10 protein-coding genes, 2 tRNA genes and 3 rRNA genes are annotated in these 15765 nt (G+C 60.6%); 9 read left to right on the top strand and 6 right to left on the bottom strand.

The genetic code is table 11. The annotated features are described in order from the left end of the window. Positions 1 to 5: 5 nt before the first annotated feature. Positions 6 to 923, top strand: coding sequence for an aldose epimerase (locus U0042_RS24525; protein WP_114815331.1), 918 nt, complete (start codon positions 6 to 8; stop codon positions 921 to 923). 148 nt (positions 924 to 1071) lie between these two features. Continuing rightward, a complete protein-coding gene (locus U0042_RS24520) occupies positions 1072 to 1791 on the top strand; it encodes a peptidoglycan DD-metalloendopeptidase family protein (RefSeq protein WP_114815330.1) in 720 nt (239 codons plus the stop codon). A gap of 647 nt (positions 1792 to 2438) precedes the next feature. Here the strand turns inward: U0042_RS24520 and U0042_RS24515 are convergent. Then, positions 2439 to 2978 (bottom strand): cytochrome b, encoded by a 540-nt coding sequence (locus U0042_RS24515; RefSeq protein WP_114815334.1) that lies wholly within the window; start codon positions 2976 to 2978, stop codon positions 2439 to 2441. 199 nt (positions 2979 to 3177) lie between these two features. On the opposite strand from U0042_RS24515, the gene U0042_RS24510 reads away from it, so the two are divergent. From U0042_RS24510 to U0042_RS24500, 3 genes are all read left to right on the top strand, one after another. Next, entirely contained in the window at positions 3178 to 3504 is a 327-nt protein-coding gene (locus U0042_RS24510) for a DUF2288 domain-containing protein (RefSeq protein WP_114815329.1), read from the top strand. Further along, positions 3501 to 4859 carry an MATE family efflux transporter gene (locus U0042_RS24505; RefSeq protein WP_114815328.1) on the top strand — a complete coding sequence of 453 codons (1359 nt, stop codon included), beginning with the start codon at positions 3501 to 3503 and terminating at the stop codon, positions 4857 to 4859. The genes U0042_RS24510 and U0042_RS24505 overlap by 4 nt, the downstream gene beginning before the upstream one ends. 444 nt (positions 4860 to 5303) lie before the next feature. Then, positions 5304 to 5477 (top strand): hypothetical protein, encoded by a 174-nt coding sequence (locus U0042_RS24500; RefSeq protein ID WP_017777675.1) that lies wholly within the window; start codon positions 5304 to 5306, stop codon positions 5475 to 5477. A gap of 190 nt (positions 5478 to 5667) precedes the next feature. Here U0042_RS24500 and rrf read toward each other — a convergent pair. The 5 genes from rrf to U0042_RS24475 form a co-directional block, all read right to left on the bottom strand. Then, positions 5668 to 5781 (bottom strand): 5S ribosomal RNA (gene rrf / locus U0042_RS24495). Positions 5782 to 5919: 138 nt separating this feature from the next. Next, positions 5920 to 8800, bottom strand: a 23S ribosomal RNA gene (locus U0042_RS24490). A gap of 292 nt (positions 8801 to 9092) precedes the next feature. After that, a tRNA-Ala gene (locus U0042_RS24485) sits at positions 9093 to 9168 on the bottom strand. A gap of 89 nt (positions 9169 to 9257) precedes the next feature. Then, positions 9258 to 9334 (bottom strand) — tRNA-Ile (locus tag U0042_RS24480). A gap of 63 nt (positions 9335 to 9397) precedes the next feature. After that, positions 9398 to 10928: ribosomal RNA gene (locus tag U0042_RS24475) — 16S ribosomal RNA — on the bottom strand. The 16S, 23S and 5S rRNA genes sit together here with 2 tRNA genes alongside, the layout of an rRNA operon. Positions 10929 to 11718: 790 nt before the next feature. On the opposite strand from U0042_RS24475, the gene U0042_RS24470 reads away from it, so the two are divergent. The 4 genes from U0042_RS24470 to U0042_RS24455 all read left to right on the top strand — a co-directional run bounded on the left by U0042_RS24470 (position 11719) and on the right by U0042_RS24455 (position 15563). After that, positions 11719 to 12933: a DUF2863 family protein gene (locus U0042_RS24470; RefSeq protein ID WP_114813434.1), complete on the top strand. Its 1215-nt coding sequence runs from the start codon at positions 11719 to 11721 to the stop codon at positions 12931 to 12933. A 196-nt stretch (positions 12934 to 13129) separates the two neighbouring features. Beyond that, a complete protein-coding gene (locus U0042_RS24465; protein WP_114813435.1) occupies positions 13130 to 13996 on the top strand; it encodes a helix-turn-helix transcriptional regulator in 867 nt (288 codons plus the stop codon). A 75-nt stretch (positions 13997 to 14071) separates the two neighbouring features. Further along, the gene (locus tag U0042_RS24460) at positions 14072 to 14746 is read left to right on the top strand and encodes an energy-coupling factor ABC transporter permease (RefSeq protein WP_114813436.1); all 675 of its coding nucleotides are present in this window, start codon (positions 14072 to 14074) and stop codon (positions 14744 to 14746) included. A gap of 241 nt (positions 14747 to 14987) precedes the next feature. Continuing rightward, positions 14988 to 15563 (top strand): BspC domain-containing protein, encoded by a 576-nt coding sequence (locus U0042_RS24455; RefSeq protein ID WP_114813438.1) that lies wholly within the window; start codon positions 14988 to 14990, stop codon positions 15561 to 15563. Positions 15564 to 15765 lie beyond the last annotated feature (202 nt).

Genomic DNA, 15765 nt, shown 5'->3' with positions numbered 1-15765 from the left:
TCGACATGCCCCAATTCCAGCAACAGGACATTATCGAGATCGCTCATGGCGCGTCGCTGCTGCGCGTCGCGCCGCAGGCCGGCGGCCGGCTGCTGTCATGGCACATCGACGGCCAGTCCGCCATCTATTGGCCAGACGACGCGAACTGGGCCGAACCCGCGCGGGTGCGCGGCGGCAATCCGCTTTTGTTCCCGTTTCTGGGACGCCATCGCGTGGACGGCGAAATCGGCCGCTGGCGCAGCGCCGACGGCACGGTCCGCAACGTGCCGATGCACGGCTTCGCGCGCGACCTGCCCTTCGCGGCTCAGCCCGACGCGGACGGTCACGGCGTACGGCTCACGCTCACCGATAGCGAGGCCACGCGCGTGGGCTACCCGTTCGGCTTCCGTTTCGAAGCCACATATCGCCTCGTCGACGCCCATACGCTCGATGTCGTGCTGACGACTACGAACACGGGCACACAGACCCAGCCCTCCCTGCCCTACTATGCGGGCCATCACTTCTACTTCACGCTGCCGCACGAGCAGCGCGCCGGAACGACGCTCGAATTGCCGCGCACGCAACGCCGCCACCAGTTGCCGGACGGCACCATCAGCGCGCCGGAGGCCGGTGCGCAGCGCTACACGCTCGACGAAGCGCGCATCCACGATCGCTTCCACTGTCTCGACGGCACGCCCGATACGCCGGTACGCGTAATCGCCCCCGGTCTGAACCGGACGATCACGATCGATCTGCGTCGCCCGGGCTCCGTACCGTGGTACGCGGTGACGACCTGGACCGAGCGCCCGGAATCGGACTTCTACTGCGTCGAACCGTGGCTCGGCCTGCCCGATGCGATCCACAACGGTCTCGGCCTACGCTGGCTCGCACCGGGCGCGACCGAAGAGGCCGCACTGCGCATCACCGTCGGCGCACTACGATAACCATCCATCGCGATGCGCAAGGACAACGCCGCGCTCCATGCGCGGCATTTCATTTGACGTCGCAAAATGCAAACCCGTTAAAATCGGACGTTTTTGCAACTGTCGCGCGATCGGGGATCGGCACACGCGCGGCGCATGGCGAGGTCCAATGTTGGCAACAAGAATCAGACGGCTCGCCTGTGCAGGGCTCGTCGCGGCACTCGCCGCATGTGGGTCGGCACCGGTGGGACCGGGCTACTATCGCGTCGAGCGGGGCGACACGCTATCGAAGATTGCGCGCGCCAACCGGCAGTCGGTGCAGAACATCGTTCGCTGGAACAGTCTGTCGAACCCGGACTCGATCGAGGTGGGTCAGGTGCTTCGCGTCGCCCCGCCTTCCGGTACCGTGTCGAGCGGCAACGGCGCGTCGCGCGGTACCGCGGAATCGACTACACCGGCCGCTCGCGGCGGCACGACGGCCGACAGTACCCCCCCAGCAGCACCGTCGGCAGCGCCCGCTGCGCCCATCTCGCTGGTCTGGCCGGCCGCCGGTAACGTGGTGCGAGGTTTCGACGGCAAGAACTCCAAGGGCATCGACATCTCGAACAGTCCCGGCACGCCGGTCGTCGCCGCGGCGCGAGGCACCGTGGTCTACGCGGGCAACGGCCTGCGCGGCTACGGCAATCTGTTGATCATCAAGCACAACGGCGATTACCTCACGGCTTACGCGCATAACCGCACGCTGCTCGTGAAGGAAGGGCAAACGGTTGCGCAAGGGCAGAAGATCGCCGAAATGGGTGATACGGACTCCGATCGGACGATGCTGCATTTCGAACTGCGCTATGAAGGGCGCTCCATCGACCCCTCCCGTTCGCTGCCGCCGCGTTAGTCGAAGCGGGCCGCAATGCGCGCGCGAACATCGCCGTATTGCAGGGACAAAAAAATGCCCGGCTCGAGGCCGGGCGAACGGGGGTTCGGCGCATATCGGCAAAGGACCGGTTCGCCATGCGCCAATTCGGAATCTAGCAACGCGCCTAATACAGCGCAATCGATTAATTGCCAATGAAATGTGACGCGGCGAACGGATTACGCGCTATGTGAAGCGAAAAAGAAACGGCGCTGAAGGTGAAAACATCGCGAAACGATGTAATACCGCAGACAAAAAGAGACCAGCCAGTGCGGCGTCGTATCGGCAAGAAGCGCGCGGCGCATAGCTGCGCGGGATTCGCGTGAACAATGCATCGGGGCGAGCCGGCATTTTCAGCAGACAGCAAAAGCGCGCGTTAACGAAAGGATATGCCGGTCTCGTAGCGATTTAAAGCTTTGTGCGCAAGCGCACTCATCCAATGAGTTTTAACAATAGCGCGCGTATAGGGCGCGTATAGGCACACGAATACACACCACTTTCTCGTACGACTAAAAAACGTAAAAATTAGCTTATCGCGAATTTAATAGCCAGCTACCGCCTGGCCATATCGCGCGATTCCGCGGCCGGAAGCAATGCTCTCGATGGCGCCGCGGAATCGGGCGAGTGCATCAAGCACCCGGCAACATGCGGCGAATCACGCCGTCACGTAATACGAAGTGATGGTAGAGCGCGGCCGCCACATGCAGGCCGATCAAGCCAAGCAGTCCCCAGGCGAGAGCACTGTGCAGATCGCCCATTTCGTGCCCGAGTGCGGATCCCTCAGCCGAGAGAGGCGGCAGTGGAATTACGCCGAACAGCGTGAGCGACCATCCCCTCGACGACGCGTTGGCCCACCCCATCAACGGTTGCGCGATCAGCAGCAGATAAAGGACGCCATGCGTGAGACGCGCTACCGAACGCAGCATGGCCGATCCTTCGACAGGCGCCGGTTCACGGCGCACTGCCCGCCATATGAGCCGCACGATCATGACGGCGACGATGGCAGTACCCAGTTCGAGATGCCACGTGATGAGCCCGACAGGCTGCGTGCCGCGATGGATGCCCGGCATGGTCCACGCCACAATGAACTGCGCGACGAGCAACGCGAAGATGAGCCAGTGCAGCAATCTCGAAAAGGGATCGTATTTGGGGGGAGTGGAATAGGCCATGGATACCTCGATGGTTCGGTCCTCGAATACGCCGTGCGGCGAACCGCACAGCACAGCATTTGCCGGTTGGAAGCATAACGAGTGCCAGTGTGCGGCTCAAGCAGCCTGACGGCCAGGTCTGCGAACCGCTTGCCGCCGGGCAGGACGGCACGCGCTTGCACGGCAGTCGATTCTCGATGGTTTATAGTACCCACCGCTCATGTTCCAGCCCAATACGATGACGACGAACCCAGCCTCCCACAGCCCGCTCTATCTCAAGCTTCTTGGCGAAACGGCGAAGATCGACTGGCAGGATCTCGAACGCTTTTTCGCGCAAGGCAAGCTGCTGCGAGTGGCGCGCGATCTTGATCTCGTGAGCGTCGCCGAGGCGATCGCAAGCGACGACACGCAGCAGGTCACGCGGTGGCTTTCTGTGGGACTTGTCGAGCGCATGCAGGCAGACACGGCGGCGGACTTCGCGGCCCGCAATCCTGAGCTGTGGGCCGTCGTCGTGTCGCCCTGGGTGTGTGTTCAGGAGCGCAGTTGAGCAGCCCTGCCGGCGAACAGGCTGCTTCCCCGCCGGCTCCGGAGGGCTGGCACCGGCGGGTTCTGACGCTCGCCTTCCCCATCGTTATCGCGAACCTGACCCAGCCCATTCTGGCCGCGGTGGATACCGCCGTGGCCGGCCATTTCGACGGCGCGGCGAATCTGGGCGGCGTCGCGCTGGGCGGCCTCTTTTTCAATTTCGTCTTCTGGGGCTTCGGCTTCCTGCGCATGGGCACGACCGGGCTGGTCGCGCAGGCGTTCGGCGCGAACGATGCCGCCGCGTTGCGGATCAACGTCGTGCGGGCGCTGGTACTCGCGCTCGTGGCGGGCCTGGCGATTCTCGTGCTGCAAGGCCCACTGATCGAGCACGCGCTGCGCGCGATCGGCGGCAGCGAAGACGTCCGGCGAAATGCGCAGATCTATTGCCGCGCGCGAATCGGCTCCGCGCCGTTTGCGCTCGCGAATTACGTCGTGCTCGGATACCTGCTTGGCGTGCAGCGGGTCCGCACGGCGCTCGTCATCCAGGTGTTCATCAACGCGGCCAACGTCGTCGCCTTACTGCTTTACGTGTATGGATTCGGCTGGAGCATCGCAGGCATCGGAGCCGCGACGGCGACCGCGGACGCGCTCGGCTTCGTGCTTGGCGCCATCGTGCTGTGGCAGTTGCGGCCACGCAATCTGCCGCCGCTCGATCGCGCGCAGCTCGCCGATCGCGTCGCGCTGAAACGACTGGTGGCGATCAATCGCGACATCTTCCTGCGCACCCTGTGCATCCTCGGCGCATTCGGATGGTTCGCGCACCTGGGTGCAAGCCAGGGTGACGCGATTCTGGCTGCCAACGCCCTGCTGCTCAATTTTCAGACCTTCATGGCGTACGGACTCGACGGTTTCGCCCACGCCGCGGAGGCGCTCGTGGGCGCAGCAACGGGCGCGGGCAATCGCCACGCCTTCCGGCAATCCGTCAGGGTCACGATGTTCTGGTCTGGACTGGGTGCGCTGGGGTTTGCGCTGGTGTACGGCGCGGCAGGTGACTGGATCATCGAGCGGCTGACGGATCAGCATGCGATTCGGGTTGCCGCGGAGGTTTTTCTGCCGTGGGCGGCGGTATCGCCGATCGTATCGGTGTGGGGCTTTCTGCTCGATGGCGTCTTCATTGGCGCCACGCGCACGCGGGACCTGATGTACTCCATGGCACTGTCGGCCGGCGTCTTTATGGTTGCGTCGTGGGCGCTTGTTACGCCATTCGGCAATCACGGACTATGGGCCGCGCTGCTGCTGTTCATGGCGGCACGCGGCATCACGCTGCTCATGCGACTGCCGCGGCTCGCGGTGTCGGTAGGGGCGCACCAGCCGTAGACGCGGCGGCGGATACGGGACTCGTGCCGCTGGCCTCGCCGCTTCGGGTGCAGCGGGCAGTCGTTGCTGCATTCGAGGAACGCAGCGCTTCGGAGCGCTATTTCTGCGTTGCCTCAGGCGTCTCGATCATCTGGGGCGGTCGGACGTCGGTCGGCACGCCGTGATAGTCGGGCGGATCCTGCGGCGGACGACCATGCCGGGCCGCGGACGAATCGTCGGCGCAGCCGGTCAAGGCGGACAAGAACAACACGATCAAAAAGAGACGACTCATGGATTTCCCGAAGCCGGATCCGGCAAAGTGGCAAAGTGGCAAAGTCGCGAGTCTACCCGCAAAGCGCCGGCAAGGCGGGGCTGGCCGGCTTCCCGTTAGGTACAGTCCCGTCCCCGGTTCGTTTTTGTTGTTCTACTATGTAGGCATGGCCGCAATCGTCAAAGGAGGCTGCCATGGATGCCGAGTCAATCGCGGGCCTCGTCGGGCTGACCGTGGGCTTGCTCGTCCTGCTTGGGCTGACCATCTTCGAATCGAGGACCTACCGGCGCGAGCACCACGGTGAAGGCATGATGCACCACTGGCTGGCCGAGCATCACATGCTCGACTGGACGCGGCGCAGACATTGACGCCCTGCGGGGTCGTTCTGCGTGCGGCTGGCGCAATTGCAGCGTGTCTGAGGACTTCGTACCCTGTATTGTGAGCAGGAGAGAGAAGGTCGGGGTCGAGGCGGATAATGGTGGGCGCGAAGACGAATAACCGTCGGCGCAAAGCCAAGACCCCGCCTTTTGAGGGGCGGGGTCTGTATCGGCAAGGGGAGCCTGACGATTACCTACTTTCACACGGGCAATCCGCACTATCATCGGCGTGGAGTCGTTTCACGGTCCTGTTCGGGATGGGAAGGGGTGGGACCGACTCGCTATGGTCATCAGGCATGACGGGTTGCTGCGTCGCTGGGGGCGTAGGTGGCCCGGCTGCGGCGCAGCCAATCGGGAAGCAGCGTGGTAATGGGGGTTGTGACTGGGCACAACGCGCAACTGTGGCGGTGTGTATCTGAAACACACCGGTTATAGGATCAAGCCTTACGGGCAATTAGTACCGGTTAGCTTAACGCATTACTGCGCTTCCACACCCGGCCTATCAACGTCCTGGTCTTGAACGACCCTTCAAGGGGCTCGAAGCCCCGGGGAAGTCTCATCTTGAGGCGAGTTTCCCGCTTAGATGCTTTCAGCGGTTATCTCTTCCGAACATAGCTACCCGGCGATGCCACTGGCGTGACAACCGGTACACCAGAGGTTCGTCCACTCCGGTCCTCTCGTACTAGGAGCAGGCCCCCTCAAACTTCCAGCGCCCACGGCAGATAGGGACCAAACTGTCTCACGACGTTTTAAACCCAGCTCACGTACCTCTTTAAATGGCGAACAGCCATACCCTTGGGACCGGCTACAGCCCCAGGATGAGATGAGCCGACATCGAGGTGCCAAACACCGCCGTCGATATGAACTCTTGGGCGGTATCAGCCTGTTATCCCCAGAGTACCTTTTATCCGTTGAGCGATGGCCCTTCCATACAGAACCACCGGATCACTATGACCTGCTTTCGCACCTGCTCGACTTGTCGGTCTCGCAGTCAAGCACGCTTATGCCATTGCACTATCAGCACGATTTCCGACCGTACCTAGCGTACCTTCGTACTCCTCCGTTACGCTTTGGGAGGAGACCGCCCCAGTCAAACTGCCTGCCATGCACTGTCCCCGATCCGGATTCACGGACCTGGGTTAGAACCTCAAACAAGCCAGGGTGGTATTTCAAGGTCGGCTCCACGCAGACTGGCGTCCACGCTTCACAGCCTCCCACCTATCCTACACAGACCGGTTCAAAGTCCAATGCAAAGCTGCAGTAAAGGTTCATGGGGTCTTTCCGTCTAGCCGCGGGTAGATTGCATCATCACAAACACTTCAACTTCGCTGAGTCTCGGGAGGAGACAGTGTGGCCATCGTTACGCCATTCGTGCAGGTCGGAACTTACCCGACAAGGAATTTCGCTACCTTAGGACCGTTATAGTTACGGCCGCCGTTTACCGGGACTTCAATCAAGAGCTTGCACCCCATCATTTAATCTTCCGGCACCGGGCAGGCGTCACACCCTATACGTCCACTTTCGTGTTTGCAGAGTGCTGTGTTTTTATTAAACAGTCGCAGCCACCAGTTTATTGCAACCCCTTCACCCTTCCGGCGCAGGCCGGTCAAGCTACCAGGGCGTACCTTATCCCGAAGTTACGGTACCAGTTTGCCGAGTTCCTTCTCCCGAGTTCTCTCAAGCGCCTTAGAATACTCATCTCGCCCACCTGTGTCGGTTTGCGGTACGGTCAACGTGAAACTGAAGCTTAGAGGCTTTTCCTGGAACCCCTTCCAGTTGCTTCGCAGCCGAGGCCGCTCGCGCCACACCCTTGAATTGCGTGCCCGGATTTGCCAGGGCACCTTCTCCAATGCAGCGACCGGGACTTCCAACACCCGGACAACCTTCCGCGATCCGTCCCCCCATCGCATTTCACGCCGGTGCAGGAATCTTGACCTGCTTCCCATCAGCTACGCATTTCTGCCTCGCCTTAGGGGCCGACTCACCCTACGCCGATGAACGTTGCGTAGGAAACCTTGGGCTTACGGCGAGGGGGCCTTTCACCCCCTTTATCGCTACTCATGTCAGCATTCGCACTTCCGATACCTCCAGCACACCTTCCGGTGCACCTTCGCAGGCTTACGGAACGCTCTCCTACCATGCAGATAAATCTGCATCCGCAGCTTCGGTACATGGCTTAGCCCCGTTACATCTTCCGCGCAGGACGACTCGATCAGTGAGCTATTACGCTTTCTTTAAAGGGTGGCTGCTTCTAAGCCAACCTCCTGACTGTTTTAGCCTTCCCACTTCGTTTCCCACTTAGCCATGTTTGGGGACCTTAGCTGGCGGTCTGGGTTGTTTCCCTCTTGACACCGGACGTTAGCACCCGATGTCTGTCTCCCGTGATTGCACTCTTCGGTATTCGGAGTTTGCTATGGCGAGGTAATCCGCAATGGACCCCTCAACCATGACAGTGCTCTACCCCCGAAGGTGATACACGAGGCACTACCTAAATAGTTTTCGGAGAGAACCAGCTATTTCCAGGTTTGTTTAGCCTTTCACCCCTATCCACAGCTCATCCCCTGACTTTTCAACGTCAGTGGGTTCGGCCCTCCAGTACGTGTTACCGCACCTTCAGCCTGGCCATGGATAGATCACCTGGTTTCGGGTCTACACCCAGCGACTGGACGCCCTGTTCGGACTCGCTTTCGCTACGCCTGCCCTATACGGTTAAGCTCGCCACTGAATGTAAGTCGCTGACCCATTATACAAAAGGTACGCCGTCACCCCTTTCAGGGCTCCGACTGTTTGTATGCATGCGGTTTCAGGATCTGTTTCACTCCCCTCCCGGGGTTCTTTTCGCCTTTCCCTCACGGTACTGGTTCACTATCGGTCGATCACGAGTATTTAGCCTTGGAGGATGGTCCCCCCATCTTCAGACAGGATTTCACGTGTCCCGCCCTACTTGTCGTACACCCAGTTCTTCCACAATGCTTTCGCCTACGGGGCTATCACCCGCTATGGCCGCACTTTCCAGAGCGTTCAGCTAACACTGCAGATAAAGAGTACAGGCTGCTCCCATTTCGCTCGCCACTACTCTGGGAATCTCGGTTGATTTCTTTTCCTGCGGCTACTTAGATGTTTCAGTTCGCCGCGTTCGCCTCACATGGCCTATGTATTCAGCCACGGATACTCCAGAAGGAGTGGGTTTCCCCATTCGGACATCTCCGGATCAAAGCTTGTTTGCCAGCTCCCCGGAGCTTTTCGCAGGCTACCGCGTCCTTCATCGCCTGTGATCGCCAAGGCATCCACCACATGCACTTGTTCGCTTGACCCTATAACGGGTGAGTCTCGTCCCCAATGGAGACATGACCACAACCGCTACAGGTTGAGTTCTCGCGTTGTGCCGTATTCCAATGCCATCTTGCAATGGCCCTGAGATACTTCGATACAATCACAACCCTGACTGACCTACTCACGCCCATCTCACAAGGCGCTTTCGCATCAGTCAAATTACTGCTGCTTCCTGATTGTTAAAGAACGACAGCGGCATCAACTTCATGCCGTCTGGCTGGCAGTCGCCAGGGCGCAGTACCCGCCTTCATGCGGATGCTGCGCGCTGGGGACTGGTGGAGGCAGACGGGATCGAACCGACGACCCCCTGCTTGCAAAGCAGGTGCTCTCCCAGCTGAGCTATGCCCCCAAGCATAACCAATTCATACCCAGGTGATCCGCCCTCCCCCTTCGGGGGTGGGATGCCCGTAGGTGCTGAAGCACCAACGCGCATCGACATGGTGGGTCTGGTTGGATTCGAACCAACGACCCCCGCCTTATCAAGACGGTGCTCTAACCGACTGAGCTACAGACCCCTGAGTCTGTCATTCATACAGCCGACAAGTGTGAGCGCTCTGACTTTGGACGCGCTGCTCTGGAAAGGAGGTGATCCAGCCGCACCTTCCGATACGGCTACCTTGTTACGACTTCACCCCAGTCATGAATCCTGCCGTGGTGACCGTCCTCCTTGCGGTTAGACTAGCCACTTCTGGCAAAACCCACTCCCATGGTGTGACGGGCGGTGTGTACAAGACCCGGGAACGTATTCACCGCGGCATGCTGATCCGCGATTACTAGCGATTCCAGCTTCATGCAGTCGAGTTGCAGACTGCAATCCGGACTACGATCGGTTTTCTGGGATTGGCTCCACCTCGCGGCTTCGCAACCCTCTGTTCCGACCATTGTATGACGTGTGAAGCCCTACCCATAAGGGCCATGAGGACTTGACGTCATCCCCACCTTCCTCCGGTTTGTCACCGGCAGTCTCCCCGGAGTGCTCTTGCGTAGCAACTGGGGACAAGGGTTGCGCTCGTTGCGGGACTTAACCCAACATCTCACGACACGAGCTGACGACAGCCATGCAGCACCTGTGTTACGGCTCCCTTTCGGGCACCCCCGGCTCTCACCAGGGTTCCGTACATGTCAAGGGTAGGTAAGGTTTTTCGCGTTGCATCGAATTAATCCACATCATCCACCGCTTGTGCGGGTCCCCGTCAATTCCTTTGAGTTTTAATCTTGCGACCGTACTCCCCAGGCGGTCAACTTCACGCGTTAGCTACGTTACTAAGGAAATGAATCCCCAACAACCAGTTGACATCGTTTAGGGCGTGGACTACCAGGGTATCTAATCCTGTTTGCTCCCCACGCTTTCGTGCATGAGCGTCAGTATTGGCCCAGGGGGCTGCCTTCGCCATCGGTGTTCCTCCACATCTCTACGCATTTCACTGCTACACGTGGAATTCCACCCCCCTCTGCCATACTCCAGCGCTGCAGTCACCAATGCAGTTCCCAGGTTAAGCCCGGGGATTTCACATCGGTCTTACAGCACCGCCTGCGCACGCTTTACGCCCAGTAATTCCGATTAACGCTCGCACCCTACGTATTACCGCGGCTGCTGGCACGTAGTTAGCCGGTGCTTATTCTTCCGGTACCGTCATCCACCAGAGGTATTAGCCCCGATGATTTCTTTCCGGACAAAAGTGCTTTACAACCCGAAGGCCTTCTTCACACACGCGGCATTGCTGGATCAGGGTTGCCCCCATTGTCCAAAATTCCCCACTGCTGCCTCCCGTAGGAGTCTGGGCCGTGTCTCAGTCCCAGTGTGGCTGGTCGTCCTCTCAGACCAGCTACGGATCGTCGGCTTGGTAGGCCTTTACCCCACCAACTACCTAATCCGCCATCGGCCGCCCCTTGAGCGCGAGGCCCGAAGGTCCCCCGCTTTCCTCCTCAGAGCGTATGCGGTATTAATCCGGCTTTCGCCGGGCTATCCCCCACTCCAGGATACGTTCCGATGTATTACTCACCCGTTCGCCACTCGCCGCCAGGCCGAAGCCCGCGCTGCCGTCCGACTTGCATGTGTAAGGCATGCCGCCAGCGTTCAATCTGAGCCAGGATCAAACTCTTCAGTTCAAACCTGTTACTGTCTCTGTCCGTCTCCGGACAGGTCGCTCAACTCGGTACTGACAGGTCGTGAATCTCTTCACTACCTTCCTTACCGTGTGAGACTCTTGATACCTTTGCTTCCCGGCAACTTCACGTCACCGGGCGCGCCGCCATCAAGCGCCCACACTTATCGGCTGTAAGTTTTTAAAGATCGTTCGCCGCACCACCAGGACACTTCACCCCGGTACCGCCTGCGTCGCTGCATCAGCAGCAGAGAAACGAGATTATGAAGACTTCCGGGTCAGCCGTCAACAGGTTTTTTACCGCTTCCACCCTGCCAGCCTCACCACCACCTCCCCGGAACGCCCCGCCACGCGGGCCTTCCCGTCTCTCCCCGCCCCGGCTCCCGGAGCGCGAAAGAGCGAGATTCTAGTCACCCCGCACACGCCTGGCAAGCAGTTTTTTCACATCCCCGAGCGGATACCTGGACATTCGACAGAAGGAAAGCCAACGTCAAGACCTCGTCACCCGCAGAAGTCTCTCACTGGCGCCATACCGCGCAGCAATTCGCACTTTCCACCCGTTGGCGTGCCGCCGTCTGCATTCCAAAGGTCAACCAACATCCTGACACGTGCGACGTTCCAGGGCGTTAGCACCGACTCCAGCACCGCAACATGCCGAGCACTACCCTCCGACGTCCTTTGGGGCATGTCGTCGCCGCACTTTCTGGTGACACTCACATATTGCCGAGCACGCACGATGCAGTTCATGGAACCGTCTAGAATATGACGTTCTTCGCCCCTCATTTACTGGATTTATGCGCTCGCGAATCGCCAAACGCCTCCCCCCCGACGCCGACAAGCTCGTCGGCCTCTCGCTCGCGCTATTCGCGTCGGGCAGCCGCACCGAAGACCGCTTCTGGGAGACGAAGCTCGACACGCTGCTCGCGAAGATCGTCCGCAACGGCAACCAGACGACGCTCGACGCCGCGCTCGATCATCTCCAGCAAAACCATCCCGACGCCTACGGTGCGCTTGCCGACATGGCCGAGACGCACAGCGAGTCGTTCATCATCGAGCACGAAGGCACGCAGTACGAGGCGCTCCTCATCGCCGCGCCAGTGCTCGCCTGGACGCGCTATGTGATTCCGTCCGGCCCGCTGAAGACAGAACCGGCGGACGCGCTGCGCGCTCATCTCCAAGCCCACGTACTCGCGGGCGAGACACGCGTCGCCATGGCGCCGTATCTGTACAGCATCGATCAGTTGCCGCGCCACCATGTCGAAACCTGGCGCATCGCGCAGCAGCTCGCGCAGGCGGCAATGAGCGGCAGCAACGCGCGAATCAATTTCGGCGAATTGCCCGAAACGTCTCCCATTCTCGCGGACCCGCGTTTCCTGCTGGCCGTAGTGGCCGCACCGGTGGGCGCCCCGCTATTCCGCTGGCAGGAAGAAGAGCACGGCGCGCGCATTGAGCGCAGTCAGTGCCTAGAGCAGTGGGCTACCCAAGGCGGCGCCAATCTGGCGCTGGTACTGCCTGGTTGCGAATTCGAGTGCCTGTTGCCTGACGCGTACTACTCGGCTTGTCGCGACGCAGACGAGCGCGTGCGCCCGCACACCGTGCGCACCGCCGTGCGTTATCTGTTCGACACCATCGGCGCCGCACCACAGGAACTGCGGGCAGTCGTAGCCGGCTTTGGCGAACGCCGCATCGACGAATACCGCATCGGCTTCACGCGGCGCGGCAGCAATGACGTCATTTACGGCGTCGTCTGGCCACTGTACGGCCGCGAAAACGGCGAAGCGGAGATTGACGAGGAGCCCGGCGAGGAGCATGTCGCCGATGGCCCGCTCGAAGAAATCGTCGGTCTCCTGAAGGAAACGGGTGTCACCGATATCCGCCGGCATGCGGGGCGCTTCGAACCGGAATATTGCGACGATTGCGGCGTACCTCTCTATGCCGATCCGCTAGGCGAGATCGTTCATGCCGAAATGCCGGAAGACGCCGAGCCTGCACAACCGCATTTTCATTGATTACGCATAATCTGATGCAAGCCCCGCCCTGCGCGGGGCTTTTTCTTTTTATTAATTGATTCTATACCTTCCGGCCAGGCCGATTTTCCGAAAGCTTTTTGTCATAATCCTTGTGGTGCCACATCGCAAGCCCCTTGGATTCCCTTGGGATGCGCGCATCGAGACACATGAAATGGCCCATAGGAGAACGAACGCAATGCGATTCGCCGTATTCAACCCTGACGCGGAACGGCGCGAGGGACTCAAGGCGCTGTTGAGACAAATCGACCGACAGGCGCGCTTCATTGACATAGTGGACTGGCGGAGCGCCGACCGCGCCGTACGCCATTGCACCCTCGACCTGATCGTCATCGACTGGCACGAAGGCATGCGGCTCGGCGACGTGCACGCCTTCGTGACAGCGTATCCGCGTCTGCGCCTCGCGGTCGTCATAGATCGAGGATCACCGGGACTGGCCCGAAGCCTGATCGACAAGGGCGTACCGGGCGTGATTCCACGCTCCATGGACGCGCGCCTCATTTTGCGCGCGCTCGAAATGGTGATGCTAGGCGGAGAGTACCTGCCGGCCGACGTACTGAAGCCCGCTGGCGCAGAAGGCAGCGAGCGACTAAAACGGCGCGCAGCCCAACTCGCCGTCCCGCCAAAGCGAGCCAGGCTTTCAAGCGGCTTGTCGCCACGGCAGGAGCAGATCATGCGATGCGTCCATATGGGCAGCACGAACAAGATGATCGCGAAGACCCTGGGCATCAGCGAAGGAACGGTGAAGATCCACCTGGCGTGCATTTTCCAGCAACTCGGCGCGCCGAACCGTGCCGCAGCCGTTGCGATCTATAACGGCTGGCTTTCGTCGCAGCTTCAGGTCTTGAGCGAAGATTCCGCACAGGCGCCGAAACCGGTGCCGGGCGAGCCAGGCCCTGTGCCGTTACGCAAACGAAAGAAATCGTCTTTCTCGTATCCGTTGCCGGGCGACAACGCCGCCGAAGATCTGCCGATGGCTGCTGAGCCAGCGCCGCCCTTCGACGCGTCGGCGCCGAACCCGGACGACGATACAAAGGAAGGATGATCGCGCGCACAGACGACTGCGGCTGGCATGGAATGCGCTCACACGTTTTGTCGTCCAACGAGTAATATGAGACACATGGGTTTCCTCTATACGCCGCTTCCGCTGTGGGTCGCCGTCGGTGCCTGGATCGCCGCCGCCGGTCTGCTTGCGCTCGCGTTGTGGCGAAACCCGTTCAAACGTCTGCACGATGCCACGCTGCAACACGTCTGGCTTGCGATCATCGTCGCGGTATCGGTGCTCTGGGCAACCAACGCGTGGCTCGAGGACGGCACGGTCATGCACGTTCTCGGTGCCACGCTCGTGGTTACGCTGTTCGACTGGGCACTCGCGCTCGTCGCGATGGCGGTCGTCACCGGCCTTGCCGCGCTCGTCTTCGACGCATCGTGGCAAGGCATCGCGCTGACCTTCCTCGTGTTCGGCGCGCTCCCGGTTGGTGTTTCAGCGCTGCTCCAACGCGCCGCGGTTGCCTGGTTGCCCCGTAACCTGCTCGTCTTCATCGTGAGCCAGGGCTTCGTGGCGCCGGCGATTGCCGTCACCGTCGCAGCGTACGTTGCACTCGGCGCGCACATCGGTCTGGCAAACGGCTCGATGCTCGTCGTGCCGGCCGGCTACGCCTTTAGCGTGCTGGTGCTTGCGTCGGGCGAAGCCTGGTTCACCGGGATGTCCACGGCCCTCATCGCTGTCTATCGTCCAGCCTGGGTCACGACGTACGATGTGCGCCGCTACAGGCTTGGCGGACCTCGCACCTGAACCGCTCGCCTGCAGTTGCCTTGCTCACGTGTCTCCGCGGAGCGCACGCAAGCCGCCTTCCATACTCAACATACAAGAAGCGCACCGCCGCTCTTGATGGAGCGCTTCCCGCCGAACGTCGATCAGAGCCGCCACGAGATGCGTCAACCCACAAAGCACAAAAATGTCGAATGAGGATTGAACTACCTTTGCCGACACAGCATCTTACGTCTCAGATGTTTTCACCCCGCCATCCCACTAGATGGATCGAACCCAAGCACACCGCCGGTGGCTGCGGTTGATCGGCCCGCTGACGGCTTTCGCGGCAAGCATTTCGCTTGCATGCGTCACGCCTGTATGGGCCGATCAACTGGAACAGCACAACGAACTCGTCAATCAATTTGTCAGCCAGATGCACGCGGACCCGCTGGTCGCGGACTGTGCGGCGCATGGCAACTTCGTCGCGAGCACCTCGACCGCATTCGACCACGTCGAATTCCCCCCCAGTTCGTTCGACAGCTCGCACTCGTCCGTCACGCCATGGAACGATTCGTTCGATGAAGGCAAGCAACGCGTCAAGGTCGATACGATCGTAACGGTGGAAGGACTGGGCGTTTCGCAGAATGGCGCTAACGGCCCATTCCAGCTCAAGTTCCGCTGCGGCTACGTCGGCCAGCAGATGCTGGCGTTCAGCTGGAACGACCCCGTACCACCCGCGAAGCCACGCGCATCCCATTCCGCCAGCAAGAAGGGCAAAGGCAAGCACGCGGTGACGGGCAACGGATCTTCAAGGAAGAACGCGAAGAAGAGCAACTCGGGCACAAAAAAGAAACACTGAGCCGCAGCCCGAGCGCCTCTGTCCGTCAGCGACGCAGTGGCCTTGCATTGCACGGGGCCACAAATGAACGCCGCAGCGGCGCATGGGGCCGCTTCACCGCTCCGCGCCACGGTGCGCGACCTGGCGAGTCGCCTGCTCCCGCTTCGGAAACAAAACGGGGAATCCGCGAGACGCAGATTCCCCGTCAGCACTCGGGCGTTAT

Origin of the sequence: Paraburkholderia kururiensis (assembly GCF_034424375.1) — a bacterium.
GTDB classification, from domain to species: Bacteria; Pseudomonadota; Gammaproteobacteria; order Burkholderiales; family Burkholderiaceae; genus Paraburkholderia; species Paraburkholderia kururiensis_A.
This window is presented reverse-complemented; position numbering and strand designations above follow the sequence as displayed.

Coding starts and splice junctions, on each gene's coding strand:
- U0042_RS24525 (WP_114815331.1), top strand. CDS start 6: ATGCCCCAATTCCAGCAACAGGACATTATCGAGATCGCTCATGGCGCG.
- U0042_RS24520 (WP_114815330.1), top strand. CDS start 1,072: ATGTTGGCAACAAGAATCAGACGGCTCGCCTGTGCAGGGCTCGTCGCG.
- U0042_RS24515 (WP_114815334.1), bottom strand. CDS start 2,978: ATGGCCTATTCCACTCCCCCCAAATACGATCCCTTTTCGAGATTGCTG.
- U0042_RS24510 (WP_114815329.1), top strand. CDS start 3,178: ATGTTCCAGCCCAATACGATGACGACGAACCCAGCCTCCCACAGCCCG.
- U0042_RS24500 (WP_017777675.1), top strand. CDS start 5,304: ATGGATGCCGAGTCAATCGCGGGCCTCGTCGGGCTGACCGTGGGCTTG.
- U0042_RS24470 (WP_114813434.1), top strand. CDS start 11,719: ATGCGCTCGCGAATCGCCAAACGCCTCCCCCCCGACGCCGACAAGCTC.
- U0042_RS24465 (WP_114813435.1), top strand. CDS start 13,130: ATGCGATTCGCCGTATTCAACCCTGACGCGGAACGGCGCGAGGGACTC.
- U0042_RS24460 (WP_114813436.1), top strand. CDS start 14,072: ATGGGTTTCCTCTATACGCCGCTTCCGCTGTGGGTCGCCGTCGGTGCC.
- U0042_RS24455 (WP_114813438.1), top strand. CDS start 14,988: ATGGATCGAACCCAAGCACACCGCCGGTGGCTGCGGTTGATCGGCCCG.